The organism is Janthinobacterium sp. 13, from assembly GCF_002749695.1.
GTDB lineage: Bacteria > Pseudomonadota > Gammaproteobacteria > Burkholderiales > Burkholderiaceae_D > Janthinobacterium > Janthinobacterium kumbetense.
The window spans coordinates 2501094-2514584 of the sequence record NZ_PEEQ01000001.1 but is presented as its reverse complement, the minus strand read 5'-3'; the positions used below and the strand labels follow the sequence as shown (position 1 = coordinate 2514584).

The window sequence follows — 13491 nt, the reverse complement described above, 5'->3', positions numbered from 1 at the left end:
ATCCAGGCGATGGGAGGGTATGTCATCGTACCTGAAAACCCTCACTCTTCCTCCAGCGCGGCGAAGCCGTGCGCCAGGTAGTCGAGCAGCGCGCGCACGGCCGGCAGCAGGCCGCGCCGCGACGGGAACACGGCGTGGATGATTTCGCGCTGCGGCCGCCACTGCTCCATCAGCGGCAGCAGGCTGCCATCGGCCACCTGCTCGGTGATCATCATGGTCGGCAGCTGTACCACGCCGACGCCGGCCACGGCCGCGTCGCGCAAGGTCAGCATGTCGCCCGTGACGAAGCGCGGCACGTGGCGCAGCTGGGCGCGTGCGCCGTCCGGGCCATGCAAATCCCACTGGTAGTGCTGTTGCGGCGTGCCCAGGGCCAGGCTGGGCCAGTCGGCCAGGTCGGCTGGTGCCTGCGGCGCGGGGGCGCCGGCGAACAGCAGCGGGCTGCCCACCATGCACTGGCTGCGTTCGGCCAGCACGCGCAGCACCAGGTCGCTGTCGGGCAGCGGCGGCGGGCGCACGCGGATGGCCACGTCGATGCTTTCGGCCACCAGGTCGACGCGGCGGTTGCTCGCTTCCAGCAGCAGGGTCACCTGCGGATGCGCGCGCATGAAACCGGCCAGCATGGGACCCACCAATGTATGCAGCAGGGCGATGGGGCAGGACAGGCGCACCGTGCCGCGCGGCGCGGCCCGCGTCAGCTCGATGGCTTCCTGTGCCGCCTCCGCTTCCACCAGCATGGCCTTGCAATGTTCATAAAACGTCTGGCCCACGTCGGTGACGGAAAAATGCCGCGTCGTGCGCTGCAGCAGGCGCGCGCCGAGGCGCTCTTCCAGCAGCGCGATACGCCGGCTCAGCTTGGATTTCGGCATGCCCAGCGCGCGCCCGGCCGGCGCGAAACCGCCATGGTCGACCACCTGCACAAAGTAATACAAGTCATTCAGATCCTGCATGCTGTCTCCTTGATCGTTCTATTTTTGGAACGCTGATGGCATATTTTACCGTCTACCGCCTTCATCGTTGCAAGCGTATTCTGTCTTCATCGTAATGCAAACCCCAACAGGAGATCGAGATGAACACAGTCACAGGTATCTACAGCGCACCCCGCCAGCACTGGGTCGGCGACGGTTTCCCCGTGCGCTCGATGTTTTCGTATAACGGCCATGGCAAGCAGCTGAGCCCCTTCCTGCTGCTCGACTATGCCGGCCCTGCCGAATTTGCGCCCGGCACCCGTCCGCCCGGCGTCGGCTCGCACCCGCACCGCGGCTTTGAAACGGTGACCATCGTCTACAAGGGCGAAGTGGCGCACCGCGATTCGACGGGCCAGGGCGGCGTGATCGGCCCCGGCGACGTGCAATGGATGACGGCCGGCGCCGGCATCCTGCATGAAGAGTTTCACTCGCCTGCCTTCACGCAGTCGGGCGGCACCCTGGAAATGGTGCAGCTGTGGGTGAACCTGCCGGCCCAAAACAAGATGACGGCGCCCGGCTACCAGGCCATCACCAGCGACACGATTCCCACCGTGGCGCTGCCGGACGATGCCGGTTCCGTGCGCGTGATCGCCGGCGACTTCGACGGCCAGCATGGCCCGGCCCGCACGTTTTCGCCGATGCAGGTGTGGGACCTGCGCCTGGCCCAGGGCAAGCTGACGGAGCTGCCCGTGACCCGAGGCTGGAGCACGGCGCTGATCGTCCTGCATGGCACGGTGCTGGTCAACGGCGAGAGCGTGGTGCGCGAAGCGCAGATGGCGCTGTTCGAGCGCGATGGCGACAGCATCACCATCGAGGCGAACAACGACGCCGTGGTTCTGCTGCTGAGCGGCGAGCCGATCGACGAACCCATCGTCGGCCACGGTCCGTTCGTCATGAACAGCGAAGCGGAAATCGTGCAGGCGTTCGAGGATTTCAACAGCGGCCGCTTCGCCCGCATCGAGAAGTAGTGTGTGCAGTACCCATGCCGCATCCCGCGGCATGGTTTTTTGAGGAGACTACCATGAGCACCCCCGCCAACTTCCAAGGTTTGCCACCGATGATCGATCCCGACGACGCCGTCATGCTGCTGATCGACCACCAGAGCGGCTTGTTCCAGCTGGTGCGCGATATCGAGCAGCACGTGCTGCGCGGCCACGTCACGGCGCTGGCCAAGCTGTCGCGTCTGGCCAACATGCCGACCTTTACCACCGCTTCCGTGCCCGACGGCCCGAACGGCCCCCTGATCCCGGAAATCCACCATTTCAACCCGGAAGCCGTCTATATCCCGCGCACGGGCCAGATCAATGCCTGGGACAATCCGGCCTGGGTCGAAGCCATCGAAAAGACGGGCCGCAAGACCCTGCTGATCGCCGGCACGCTCACCAGCGTGTGCATGGCCTTCCCCACCATCAGCGCGCTGGCGGCCGGCTACAAGGTGTTTGCCATCATCGACGCCTCGGGCAACTGGTCGAAGATGGCCACCGACATCACCATGGCGCGCGTGACGCAGGCAGGCGCCGTGCCGATCGACACGTATGCCGTGCTGGCTGAAGTGATGAGCACCTGGAACCGCGCCGATGCGATGGAGTTTGCCGCCATCATGACGGACCACATCGTGCCGCCGTACCGCGCCCTGATCGAAAGCTACGACAAGGCGCAGGGCGTGCAAAAGAATGGCCGTGAAACGAAGCTGGAAATCCTCGAAGCGGCCAGCAAGGGCTGACCGCGGCTACGGCGCTTCGTAGCTGCTGCGTATCGCCGCCAGCACGCCGCGCTGTTCCAGGCGCGTGATGGCGGCGTTCAGGCGCGCCAGGTCGTCGGCGCTGGTCGTGCGCGCATTGAGCATCAGGTGCACGGGGGCGCGCAGGATGAGGAAGGGCAGGGTGTGCAAGGCAACGCCCTGCAGGCGCGCTTCGTGGCGCACGGCCAGCACGTCGCCCAGCAGCAGGTCGGCGCGGCCCGCATCGAGCATGCGCACGCCTTGCTGGAAGCTGCCGAACGCATTCAGGCGGCCGGCCTTTTCCAGCGCCGGCCGGGCCGCCGCGTACTGCGCGCCATACCAGCCCACCTTGGGCGCCAGCAAGGTCGAGTTGCCGCGCATGAGCTGCGCGAAGCTGGCGATCTGGCGGTGGCCGGCGGGCGCACCGGATTTGCTGAAGAGGCCCACGGCTTCGTCGCGATACGAGAGGGAAAAGCGGGCATAGGACTGGCGCTCCGGCGTCTCGGACGCGGCCAGCATCAGGTCCAGCCCCCCTTTCTGGAACAGCAACTGGCGCCGCGCGGTGGGCAATTCCGGCAAGGTGACCAGGGTGCACCGGGCTTCCTTGAAAATGGCTTGCAGCAACTCCAGGTCCAGGCCTGTAAAGCGGCCCCGGGCATCGCGGTAGATATATGGCGGCCACTGTTCCAGCGCCATCGTCATGCGGCAAGCCACGGCGGGCAGGGCAGTTATGCCGAGCATTGCCGCAAACAGGAGATGGCGCATGCGCATGTGGAGGTTTCCAGGAGTTTCAACTTGATATTCAATTTGCCAGAATGGCCGCGGAAGTCAAGGGCTGAGGCTGCGGAAGGCGGGCCTGGTTCGCATTTCCTCGATGTTTGCGCGTTTTTTGCCGCTTTCCCCCATGGAAATCGCCTCCGGCCCGGCGAACACCGTACAGTGTAATCGGCTATAGTGGCGCGGTGCCACCACTGCCCCGCAAAGGAAGACCGCTTGACTGCCCCGCTCGAGATCGCCGCCAATGTACTGATGACTGCCTCCATCATCCTGGCCGGACGCAACAATATTCATTCCTGGTGGATCGGCATGGTCGGCTGCGTGCTGTTTGCCGTGCTGTTTTTCCAGGTCAACCTGTACGCCGACGTGATGCTGCAACTGTTTTTCATCGTCACCTGCGTCATCGGCTGGCTGCAATGGCGGCGTGGCGCCGGCGGCAAGCCGTTGCCGATCACGCGCACGGGCTGGCGCAGCCTGGCGTGGGTGGTGCCGGCCGGCATCGCCTCCGTGGTGATCTACGGCATGCTGCTGCACCGCTTTACGAATGCCTACGCGCCGTTCATCGATTCGGCAGTGTTGGTATTTAGCATCATCGCGCAATTCCTGCTGATGAGCCGGCGCATTGAAACCTGGGCTTTCTGGCTGCTGGTCAACACCGTGGCCGTGCCGCTGTACTACAGCCGCGGCCTGCACCTGACGGCTGTGCTGTATGCGGCTTACTGGGTCAATGCCGTGGTTTCCTGGTACTGGTGGAGCGTGCAGGCGCGCCGGGCGGCGCTGGCGCCAGTGGCGCATGCCGATGCTTGAATGTTGTCAAACGACAAGTCCTTAGATTCAAATCGTATATACAATCAATTTTTAATTCGTTCACGCGATAAAGACACCGGGATATAGTGGCCTTTCCCCGCTTACCGGTGTCTTTTATGTTGCGTTCTACCCCTTCTGCCAGTTTTTACGCTACTTGTCATCAACTGACCATGCAATGCATGGCGCAGTGGATGCCGATGCGTGCCCGTCCACGCATCCCCTAAGTCACTCCATCCATTTCGTTGTCGTTTGCCCGCTGGCCCACCCGGTCCGCGTGCCCCTGCTCGGCCTTTTTTATCGGAAAAAGGCTGCAATCCCAATAAGAGGAAACCATGTTCAAACCACTCGCCATCAGTCTTGCCATCGCCGCCGCCTTTCCCGCTGTCACCACTCTTGCCCATGCCGAGGACGACATGCTGCGTGTTAACGTCACCGGATCGAATATCCGCGTCAGCGAAAAGGAGGGCGCCAGCGCCGTGCAGGTCATCACGGCCAAGGAATTGAAAGCCGGCGGCAAGACCAGCGTGTCGGACGTGCTGCGCGCCATCTCCGCCAACAGCGGCAACAGCTACAACGAACAATATACGGGCAGTTTCTCGGCCGGCACCTCGGGTCTGTCGCTGCGCGGCATCGGCCAGCAAAACACCCTGATCCTCGTGAATGGCCGCCGCGTGGCCAGCTATGCCACGGCGCAGGATTTGCAGCAGACCTTCGTCGACCTGAACAGCCTGCCGATGGCGGCCGTGCAGCGCATCGAGGTGCTCAAGGATGGCGCCTCGTCCGTGTACGGCTCCGACGCCGTGGCCGGCGTGGTCAACATCATCCTGTACAAGGAATTCACGGGCACGGACATCACGGCGCAATGGGGCGGCTCGACGCAAGGCACGGGCCAGCATGAAAAGAGCGCGGCGCTGCAAACGGGTTTCGGCAAGCTCGAGGAAGATGGCTACAGCGTGGTCTTCTCGGTCGACGCGCAGCAGCGCGACAAGCTGCAGCAAAGCGACGTGGCATGGCTGCGCGATGCCGATTACCGCCAGCAGCAGCGCGGCAGCCTGGGCTGGGCTGTCACGAATTACGCGGGCAACGATCCCACGCAGACCCTGGGCGGCGTGCGCGGCCCGCTGCAACTGGTGCCGTACAACGATATCAATCCTGATCGCAGCGGCCAGGTGCTGGCCTACAATCCGGCGCCGTATAAAACGCTGATTCCGGGCATCCAGCGCATCCACTCGTCGCTGCGCGGCACCCTCAAGCTGAACGCGGACACGGAAGCCTATGTCGACCTGCTGCACAGTTATTCGCGCGCCGACCAGACCTTCAGCGCGCCGTTGAGCGTGAATAACGCCACGCGCGTGTGGAACAACAGCACCAAGCTGCTCGACACCATCCCCGTGGTGCTGCCCGTGGGCCATCCGAACAATCCGGGCACGACGCCCTTGCCCTTCACGGCCACCCTGTTCGACCTGGGGCCGCGCCTGAAGCAGGACCGCGTCACCTTCTACCGCGCGCTGGCCGGCGCCAAGGGCACCTGGGCGGGCTGGGACTGGGATACGGCCGTGGCCCATTCCAGCAGCAAGCTGGAGGAAACGGTGCAGAACTTCGTCAACCGCTACGAATTCCAGAAAGTGCTGGCCGAAGGCAGCTACAATTTCTTTGATCAATCGCAAAACAGCGAAGCGGTGCGCAACCGCCTGCGCCTGTCGACCCTGCGCCCGGCCGAATCGACGCTCGACACGCTCGACTTCTCGGCGGCCAAGGATATCTGGGCCTTGCCCGCGGGCCCGCTGGGCTTTGCCGCCGGCGCTCAATGGCGCCGCGAAAAGATGGATTCGCAAACCTCGACGGCCGTGCTGTCGGGCACGGAACTGCGCCCGGCGCTCAATATCATCAACGGATCGCGCAATGTGTCGGCCCTGTTCGCCGAATTCAACGTACCCGTCGTGAAGGATCTGTCCGTCAACGTGGCCGGCCGCGCCGACCATTACAGCGACTTCGGCAATGCATTTTCGCCGAAAGCCAGCGCGCGCTACCAGGCGGCACCATGGTTGTTGCTGCGCGGCACTGTTTCACGCGCCTTCCGCGCGCCGTCGCTGCCGGAAATCACCGACAGCACGGCCGTCAGCTATACCAGCGTGATCGATGCCCGCGATCCGCTGACGCCGACGCAGGCGCGCGGCGTGACGGTGATGACGATCGCCAATCCGAACCTGCGCCCCGAGCGCTCGAAAAACCTGAACCTGGGCGTGGTGGTGTCGCCTACCAGCAGCTCGAGCATCGGCCTCGATTACTACCGCATCAAGCAGGATGGCGTGATCGGCACGGCCAGCGCCACCACCATCCTCGAGAATGAAAATACTGCGCCGCAACAGATCACGCGCGGCGCCGATGGACGCATCACGACCCTGTACCGCCAGTTCCGCAACCAGGGCCAGCGCGAAGTGTCGGGCATCGATATCGACCTGCGCCAGCGCTTTGTCGACAAGGACTGGGGCAAGCTGACCCTGGCAGGCCAGCTGAGCCGCATGCTGCGCTTTGCCGAGCCGCTGTCCGATGGCGCGCCGCTCACCAATGGCGCCGGCACCAATCACTTCGGTTCCATTCCGAAATGGCGCGGCGTCAGCTCGGCCACCTGGGAACAGGGGAAATGGTCGTCGACCCTGACCTGGAACTATGTGGGCAGCTATGCGCAGGAGACGCACCTCGATGAATCGGTGGCCGCCTTCAACACCTTTGACGCGACCAGCAGCTGGCAGGTGACGCCACAGGCGAACGTCACCTTCATCGTGCAAAACCTGGCCAACAAGCGCGCGCCCTGGGACTATGCCTCCACCGGCTTTGACTTTACCCAGGCCGACCCGCGCGGACGCGTTGCGGCACTCAAGCTGAACTACAAGTTCTAGCCGCCCGCCGCCTGCCGCTGGCTCGTCTGCTCCTGCAGGCGCTGGCGGTAGGCGCTGGGGGGCACGCCCATGCGTTCGCGAAAGGCCGTGGCGAAGTTGCCCGCGTTGTGAAAGCCGATCAGCAGGGCGATATCCTGCACGTCGATGTCCGTCTGCTGCAGCAATTCCACGCCGCGGGCAATGCGCGCTTCGCGGATGAAGGCGAAGACCGTCATGCCCGTCTGCTCGCGGAACATCAGGGTCAGCTTTTCGCGGTAGGTGCCGACGCTGCGGGCGATTTCGGACAGGTTCGGCAGGCTGCCCAGGTTGTCGAGAATAAGTTGCTTAACGGCATTAACGAAGACCAGGTCGGGATGCTGCAGCTTGTCGCTGATCGGCGTCGTCGCCGGCAGGGTACTGTTGCTTTTACGCATCAATCCCAGGTGGATATGGATGCGCGCGGCCAGTTCTTCCGGCGTGAATGGCTTCGAAATGTAGTCCACGCCCCCCACCTGCAAGCCCATGATGCGTTCCTTGGCGGCATCTGCGCCGCTGAGGAAGATCACGGGTATCTGTTCCGTTTCGGGATTGGCCTTGAGCAAACGGCACGCCGTGTAGCCATCCATCTCGGGCATGCGCACATCGAGCAGGATCAGGTCGGGATGCGTGGCCAGTGCCAGCTGGTAGCCCTGGTAGCCGTTGAACGCGATGCTGAAACGATAGGGCTGCTCGCTGAGCAGCTCCATCAGCATGCGCTGCTCGAACGCGGAATCGTCCACGAGCAAGATGTTCTTTTTGATGGTTTCGCTGGTCAATGGCATGGCATGGATGACTTAACCAAATAGCAAGTTGTGGCTTATTATGCCTCGCTTTTTCTTTTTTTTCTGCTTTTCTCGTGTTTCAAAAGATGTTTCTCCGCCAGAAGAAGCGCGGATTTCCCAGATCGCCAATAATTCATTCGTGCATTGATTTTAAGCAATGTCGATTGCTAAAAAATCTGTTTTGCCAATGCTGCAAAAAGTGCCGGAGTCCCCGGGTTCCTGACTCCCGGCACCTGTATTTTGTCGTCCTGGTTTGCGTGCCCAAGAAAACGCCGGCAATACCGTGACTATCCTCGACGCCCCTCAAATTGGCGGGCTCATTAATGATGTTCCATCATCAGGAGGTATCATGTTGCGAGTTATTTTCCCCCGTCTTATCGTTGCCGCCAGCGTGGCTATTGCCGCCACGGCGCTCCTGCCACGTGGCGCCGACGCAGCCGTGTATTTGAATGGCAGCGCCAGCACCACCTTCGACGTCACCCTGAAGATCATCGCCAATTGCACCATCGCGGCGGCCAATCTCGACTTTGGCCAAAGTCAGGGTGTACTGGCTACTGCCGTGAACGTCAATACGACCGTGAATGTCACCTGCACCAATACCACGCTGTATAACGTGGGCTTGACGGCGGGAACGGGCACCGGCTCGACCGGCACGACGCGCTACCTGAGCGGTACCGGCGGCAACCTGGGAACGGTGCAATTCAATCTGTACCAGACGGCCGGCAGCACCTTGTGGGGCGATACCCAGGGCACGAATACCGTCGGCGGCACCGGTAACGGCTCCTCGCAGCCGATCACGGTGTACGGCAATATTCCGCCGCAGGCGACACCGGCGCCCGATACCTACAAGTCGACCATCACGGCCACCGTTTACTTTTAAGCCAGGCGCCGCGTGAAGGCCGGTGTTGTTTCCCTGATGAAAGGCGTGCTGGCGCTGCTGGCTTGCTGCGCCGCGGGCGCGCACGGTGCCAGCCTGCAGATTTCGCCGGTGACGCTCAATTTGCGCGCGGCGCAGAATGCGGCCGGCCTCACCCTGCAAAACCTCGGTGACCAGCCCATCTACGGGCAAGTGCGGGTATTCGTCTGGGATCAGCGCGATGGCGAGGAAACGCTGGCGCCGACGCAGGAGCTGGTGGCCAGTCCGCCGATCGTCGAAATCGCCGCCAACAGCCGGCAGACCATCCGCCTCGTGCGTGCCCAGGCTGGCCCTGTCGCGCAGGAAAAAACGTATCGCGTGCTCATCGATGAAGTCAGCCGCGAGGATGAGGCGGGCCGCAGCGGCGTCGATATCCGCCTGCGCTATTCGGTGCCCGTGTTCGTGCTGCCGGCCGGGGCGCCGGGTAAGGAAGTGCTTGACTGGCAAGTTTTCCGCGAACAGGGCGAGTGGATGTTGCGCATCAAGAACAGCGGCAATTTCCATGCGCAGATCGGTGCGATGACGTTGACGAACCCGGCGGGCAAGGAGTTTGTCATCAGCAAGGGGCTGTTTGGTTATGTCCTGGCGGCACGCATGCGCGTCTGGCGCCTGCCCGTTGCCAGGGAGGCCGAACTGGATGGGCCGTTGAGTATTGCGGTAAATGTGAATGCCAAGGCACTCATTGCCAAGACTTCGACACCTTGAACATGGCTGCCATGACGGGGCGGCTTGCTGCGCGCCCCGGGCGCAAGCGGCCACACCATGAAACGCGCACTGGCAGCGTGGCTGTTGCTGGTCATGGCGCCGCTGGCCAGGGCCGATGGCGCGGCGGGCCTGACGGGCGCCGATCCGGGTCCCGCCAGCTTGCCCAGCGATCCGGCGGCGCCGAATGAACTGTATCTGGAGGTTACTGTGAATGCTGAATCAACCGGGCTGATCTTGCGCTTTACCCAGGTGGGCAAAGGCTTGCGCAGCAGTGTGGCGAACTTGCAGCAGCTGGGGCTGGACCCCGCGCGCCTGGTCGCACCCGGTCAGACCGAGGTGGCGCTCGACGCGATTCCCGGACTCAGCTATGAATATGATGCGGCGCGCCAGAGCGTGTCGCTGCGGGTGGCGGACGACTTGCGCTCGCCTTACCGCATCAGCGCGCGCACGGCGGCGCAGACGCCGCCATCGACGGTCACGCCCGGTGCCGTCCTCAATTACGAAGCCTATGCGGAACTGGGCCGGACGCGGCGCGCCGCGATCTTCAACGACTTGCGCTACTTCAATGACAGCGGCGTCTTCAGCAATACCGGCACGGTGAACCTGGGGTCGGACCAGCGCAAGTACATGCGCTTTGACACCTTCTGGAGCCACGCCGACCCCGACACCTTGCAAACGTGGCAAGTGGGCGACCTGATTTCTTCGTCGCTGAGCTGGAGCCGCGCCGTGCGCGTCGGCGGCGTGCAGTGGCGCAAGAATTTCCAGCTGCGCCCCGACTTGCTGACCTTTCCCGTCGCTTCCGTCGATGGCACGGCGCTCGTGCCTTCGTCGCTGAGCCTGTATGTCAATGGCGTGCAGCAATATGCTGCCAGCGTGCCCAGCGGTCCATTCGTGCTGAACCAGGTGGCCGGCATCAATGGCGCAGGGCAAGCCACCATTATCACGCGCGATGCGCTGGGGCGCAGCGTGACGACCGTGCTGCCCCTGTATGTCGATACGCGCATGCTGGCCAGCGGCTTGAGCGATTACTCGGTCGAGGCGGGCGCCGTGCGGCGCGACTATGGCCGCCGCCTGTTCGGCTATGAACGGCAACTGGTTGCCAGCGCTTCCGGCCGCCACGGCGTCAGCGACAACTTCACCCTCGAAGGCCATGCGGAACTGGCCGCCGGCCTGTATCAGGCGGGGGCGGGCGCGCTGGTGCGGCTGGGCCAGGCGGGCGTGCTGAGCGGTTCGCTGTCGGCCAGCGCCGGCCGCAGCCGTGGTGCGCAGCTGGGTGCCGGCTATCAATACATGGGGCCGCGCTTCAGCGTCGATGTGCAAAGCGTGCGCGCCAGCGCCGGCTTTGGCGACCTGGCCTCGCGCGACGGCAGCGCCGTGGTGCGCGCGGCCGACCGCCTCACCGTCAGCTTGCCATTGCCTGCAGGAAGCAGTATCAGCAGCAGCTATATCAGCTACCGCACGCCTGGCGCACCGCCATCGAAACTGGCCACCGTGGGCTATTCGGCCACCCTGTTTCATGGCCTGTTCTTCAACGCCAGCCTGTTCCAGGACTTGCGGCAACGCGAGAAGCGGGGCTTTTACTTTGGCTTGAGCATGGCCTTCGACAACAATCTGGCCCTCAGCGTGAACAGCAGCCGGCAAAACGGCGAGAGCGGCCGCAGCGTCAGCGCGCAGCGCGCGGCGGACTTTGGCGGCGGCTTCGGCTGGAGCGTGCAGGCTGGCACGGCGGGCAGCAATGCCTACCGGCAGGCGCAAGTGGAATACCTGGGCAACGACGGCCGCGTGAGCGCGCGCACGCAAAGCAGCAGCATGGGCAGTGCCTCCTCGCTGGGCGCGGCCGGCGCGCTGGTGCTGATGGATGGCCATGTCGAGGCGGCGCGCCAGGTGGGCAACGGTTTTGCGCTGGTCTCCACGGGCGGCGTGGGTAATATTCCTGTGCTGCATGAAAACCGCCAGATCGGCGTGACGGGCAGGGGCGGTTATCTGCTGGTGCCGAATTTGAATCCCTATGGCAATAACCAGGTCAGCATCGCCACGGATGAGCTTGATGTTGATGCGCGGGTGCCTGTGAGTAATATCAATGTCGTGCCGCAATACCTGGCGGGCGTGCTGGCGGCCTTTCCCATCGAGCGCTACAGCGCGGCCACCGTCATCGTCCAGGATGCGCAGGGCAAGGCGCTGGCCACGGGCTTGCCCGTGTTGCACGTGCAAAGCGGCAAGCAGACGGTGGTGGGATTCGACGGCATCGTTTTCGTCGACGACCTGCTCGAACAAAACGAGTTGCAAGTCGGCGAAGGCGACGGCGCATGCACGCTGCGTTTTGCCTATGTGCGTCCGGCCGCTGGCGGCTTGCCCGTGATCGGGCCGTTGCGCTGCGCAGCCGCCGCTGCCAGCGCCGGGGCAGGCCGCTGATGCGCCGCCTGCTGCTATGGCTGACCCTGCTGCTGGGCTGCGCCTGGGGCAGCGTGGCGCAGGCGGCCGATACCTGCACGGTCAGCGTGACGAATATCGATTTCGGCACCCTCAGCCCGATTTCCGGCACCGATTACGTGGCGCAGGCCACGGGGACCTTCAGCTGCCTGTTTTCGTCGCTGAACCTGGGGCAGTTGCTCACGCCCAATGCGCAAGTGTGCATTTCGCTGGGGCTGGGCACGAATTCCACGTCGGCCCTGCCGCGCAAGCTGGGCAATGGCAGCAACCGCATGGAGTACAACGTGTACGTGGACAATTCGTATGCGACGGCGAAGATCTGGGGCGGCGCCGGCGTGCCGGGCGCGCCGTCGACCTTCGGCATGATCCTGTCGGCTGGCTTGCTGGCGCCGCCCGGCACGTATTCCACCACCTTTACCGTGTACGCGAAGATTCCTGCCGGCACCGCCCTGGCCGCCGTGCCCACGGTCGCCAACGCCAATACCGTCTATACGTCGAGCTTTGCCGGCGTCGGCACCTACACCTACACCACGTATGGCCTCGTCAACTTGCAGGGTTGCACGGCCAGCAGCGGCAGCTTCGGTTTCACGGTGAATGCCACGGCCGTCAACGATTGCACCATCACGGCCACGCCGATGGCGTTTGCGAACGCCTCCATCCTGACGGGCAACTTGCGCAGCACCAGCACCTTGTCGGTGCGCTGCGTCAATAACAATGCCTACCAGATTGCCCTGAACGGCGGCAGCGTGGCGGCCAATGTGGCCAACCGGCAAATGAAGAACACGGTGACCACGGACAAGGTCAGCTATTTGCTGTCCGCCACCCTCGATGGTGCGCCATGGGGCGATGGCACGGCGGGCACGAGCATGGTGACGGGGACGGGAACGGGCGCCAGCGTGCCGCTGACGATCTACGGCCGCGTGCCGGCGCAGGTGTCGCCGCGCCCTGGCGATTACAAGGATACGGTGACGGCAACGATTTATTTCTAGAACGTGACGGTGACGAGGTCGGCGCCCGATGACGTTGCCTGCTGGTGCAGAAAATAGGGCGTGTTGTGCTGGCAGCGCACCTGGGCGCTGCCGCGCTGCGAGACGATGGTGCACGCATCGTGGACGACGAAGGTGGCCTGGAACGATGCGGAGGAGACGGTACCGGCGGTGGTGGTCTGGCAAACGGCAAGGGCAAACAGGGCTGGCAGTACGGCAAGCTTCAAAGGAGTCATCTTGGATGCATCTGGCGAAAAACGGGCGTGGTCAGCGATGCCGCATGGCAAGGCTGACACCGTTTTTCGTACCGGGTTGAGGGGGACAGAACGAGCCATGATTGTACTGGAACAAGAAAAGTGTGAGTTTGTGCGTATTTTCAGGCCGCCATCATGGGGTGAGCGTAGCTTTCAAGATGATAGTAACTAAGTTTCTGTATTGCAACTGAAATACTTTTTCGATTGTTGTGTTGAATCAACGTGAGGAGA

At 63.5% G+C, this 13491-nt stretch carries 12 protein-coding genes; 8 read left to right on the top strand and 4 right to left on the bottom strand.

The window, feature by feature from the left end:
* Positions 1 to 41: 41 nt before the first annotated feature.
* The gene (locus CLU94_RS11035) at positions 42 to 947 is read right to left on the bottom strand and encodes a LysR family transcriptional regulator (RefSeq protein WP_099665661.1); all 906 of its coding nucleotides are present in this window, start codon (positions 945 to 947) and stop codon (positions 42 to 44) included.
* A 119-nt stretch (positions 948 to 1066) separates the two neighbouring features.
* Between CLU94_RS11035 and CLU94_RS11030 the strand changes: the two genes are divergently transcribed.
* Both CLU94_RS11030 and CLU94_RS11025 read left to right on the top strand, forming a co-directional pair.
* Positions 1067 to 1933 carry a pirin family protein gene (locus CLU94_RS11030; protein ID WP_099665660.1) on the top strand — a complete coding sequence of 289 codons (867 nt, stop codon included), beginning with the start codon at positions 1067 to 1069 and terminating at the stop codon, positions 1931 to 1933.
* A 53-nt stretch (positions 1934 to 1986) separates the two neighbouring features.
* Entirely contained in the window at positions 1987 to 2688 is a 702-nt protein-coding gene (locus tag CLU94_RS11025) for an isochorismatase family protein (protein WP_198521362.1), read from the top strand.
* Between the two features lie 6 nt (positions 2689 to 2694).
* Here CLU94_RS11025 and CLU94_RS11020 read toward each other — a convergent pair whose 3' ends face one another.
* On the bottom strand, positions 2695 to 3426 hold the full coding sequence (locus CLU94_RS11020) for a substrate-binding periplasmic protein (RefSeq protein ID WP_257218766.1): 732 nt from the start codon (positions 3424 to 3426) through the stop codon (positions 2695 to 2697).
* A gap of 252 nt (positions 3427 to 3678) precedes the next feature.
* Here CLU94_RS11020 and pnuC point away from each other — a divergent pair, with 252 nt between their 5' ends.
* Together pnuC and CLU94_RS11010 are read left to right on the top strand one after the other, a co-directional pair.
* Positions 3679 to 4269, top strand: a complete 591-nt coding sequence (gene pnuC, locus CLU94_RS11015) for a nicotinamide riboside transporter PnuC (RefSeq protein ID WP_099665658.1) — start codon at positions 3679 to 3681, stop codon at positions 4267 to 4269.
* A 332-nt stretch (positions 4270 to 4601) separates the two neighbouring features.
* Positions 4602 to 7169 carry a TonB-dependent receptor gene (locus tag CLU94_RS11010; protein WP_180278636.1) on the top strand — a complete coding sequence of 856 codons (2568 nt, stop codon included), beginning with the start codon at positions 4602 to 4604 and terminating at the stop codon, positions 7167 to 7169.
* On the opposite strand, the gene CLU94_RS11005 is transcribed toward CLU94_RS11010, so the two are convergent.
* A complete protein-coding gene (locus CLU94_RS11005) occupies positions 7166 to 7969 on the bottom strand; it encodes a response regulator transcription factor (RefSeq protein ID WP_099665657.1) in 804 nt (267 codons plus the stop codon). The two genes, CLU94_RS11010 and CLU94_RS11005, sit on opposite strands and share 4 nt — an antisense overlap.
* A 349-nt stretch (positions 7970 to 8318) precedes the next feature.
* Between CLU94_RS11005 and CLU94_RS11000 the strand changes: the two genes are divergently transcribed.
* Genes CLU94_RS11000 through CLU94_RS10985 form a run of 4 tightly spaced genes read left to right on the top strand, consistent with a single transcriptional unit; the run spans position 8319 to position 13009 of the window.
* A complete protein-coding gene (locus CLU94_RS11000) occupies positions 8319 to 8849 on the top strand; it encodes a Csu type fimbrial protein (protein WP_099665656.1) in 531 nt (176 codons plus the stop codon).
* Between the two features lie 45 nt (positions 8850 to 8894).
* Positions 8895 to 9590, top strand: coding sequence for a fimbrial biogenesis chaperone (locus tag CLU94_RS10995; RefSeq protein WP_257218765.1), 696 nt, complete (start codon positions 8895 to 8897; stop codon positions 9588 to 9590).
* Between the two features lie 57 nt (positions 9591 to 9647).
* Positions 9648 to 12002: a fimbria/pilus outer membrane usher protein gene (locus CLU94_RS10990; protein ID WP_143451399.1), complete on the top strand. Its 2355-nt coding sequence runs from the start codon at positions 9648 to 9650 to the stop codon at positions 12000 to 12002.
* Positions 12002 to 13009 (top strand): Csu type fimbrial protein, encoded by a 1008-nt coding sequence (locus tag CLU94_RS10985; protein WP_180278635.1) that lies wholly within the window; start codon positions 12002 to 12004, stop codon positions 13007 to 13009. Before CLU94_RS10990 ends, CLU94_RS10985 begins: the two co-directional genes overlap by 1 nt.
* On the opposite strand, the gene CLU94_RS10980 is transcribed toward CLU94_RS10985, so the two are convergent.
* Positions 13006 to 13242, bottom strand: a complete 237-nt coding sequence (locus CLU94_RS10980) for a hypothetical protein (RefSeq protein ID WP_099665652.1) — start codon at positions 13240 to 13242, stop codon at positions 13006 to 13008. The two genes, CLU94_RS10985 and CLU94_RS10980, sit on opposite strands and share 4 nt — an antisense overlap.
* Positions 13243 to 13491 lie beyond the last annotated feature (249 nt).

Excerpts from the sequence above, each read along its gene's own strand:
- CLU94_RS11035 (WP_099665661.1), bottom strand. The coding sequence starts at position 947 with ATGCAGGATCTGAATGACTTGTATTACTTTGTGCAGGTGGTCGACCAT.
- CLU94_RS11020 (WP_257218766.1), bottom strand. The coding sequence starts at position 3,426 with ATGCTCGGCATAACTGCCCTGCCCGCCGTGGCTTGCCGCATGACGATG.
- CLU94_RS11000 (WP_099665656.1), top strand. The coding sequence starts at position 8,319 with ATGTTGCGAGTTATTTTCCCCCGTCTTATCGTTGCCGCCAGCGTGGCT.
- CLU94_RS11005 (WP_099665657.1), bottom strand. The coding sequence starts at position 7,969 with ATGCCATTGACCAGCGAAACCATCAAAAAGAACATCTTGCTCGTGGAC.
- CLU94_RS11025 (WP_198521362.1), top strand. The coding sequence starts at position 1,987 with ATGAGCACCCCCGCCAACTTCCAAGGTTTGCCACCGATGATCGATCCC.
- CLU94_RS11010 (WP_180278636.1), top strand. The coding sequence starts at position 4,602 with ATGTTCAAACCACTCGCCATCAGTCTTGCCATCGCCGCCGCCTTTCCC.
- CLU94_RS10985 (WP_180278635.1), top strand. The coding sequence starts at position 12,002 with ATGCGCCGCCTGCTGCTATGGCTGACCCTGCTGCTGGGCTGCGCCTGG.
- CLU94_RS11030 (WP_099665660.1), top strand. The coding sequence starts at position 1,067 with ATGAACACAGTCACAGGTATCTACAGCGCACCCCGCCAGCACTGGGTC.
- CLU94_RS10980 (WP_099665652.1), bottom strand. The coding sequence starts at position 13,242 with ATGACTCCTTTGAAGCTTGCCGTACTGCCAGCCCTGTTTGCCCTTGCC.
- CLU94_RS10990 (WP_143451399.1), top strand. The coding sequence starts at position 9,648 with ATGAAACGCGCACTGGCAGCGTGGCTGTTGCTGGTCATGGCGCCGCTG.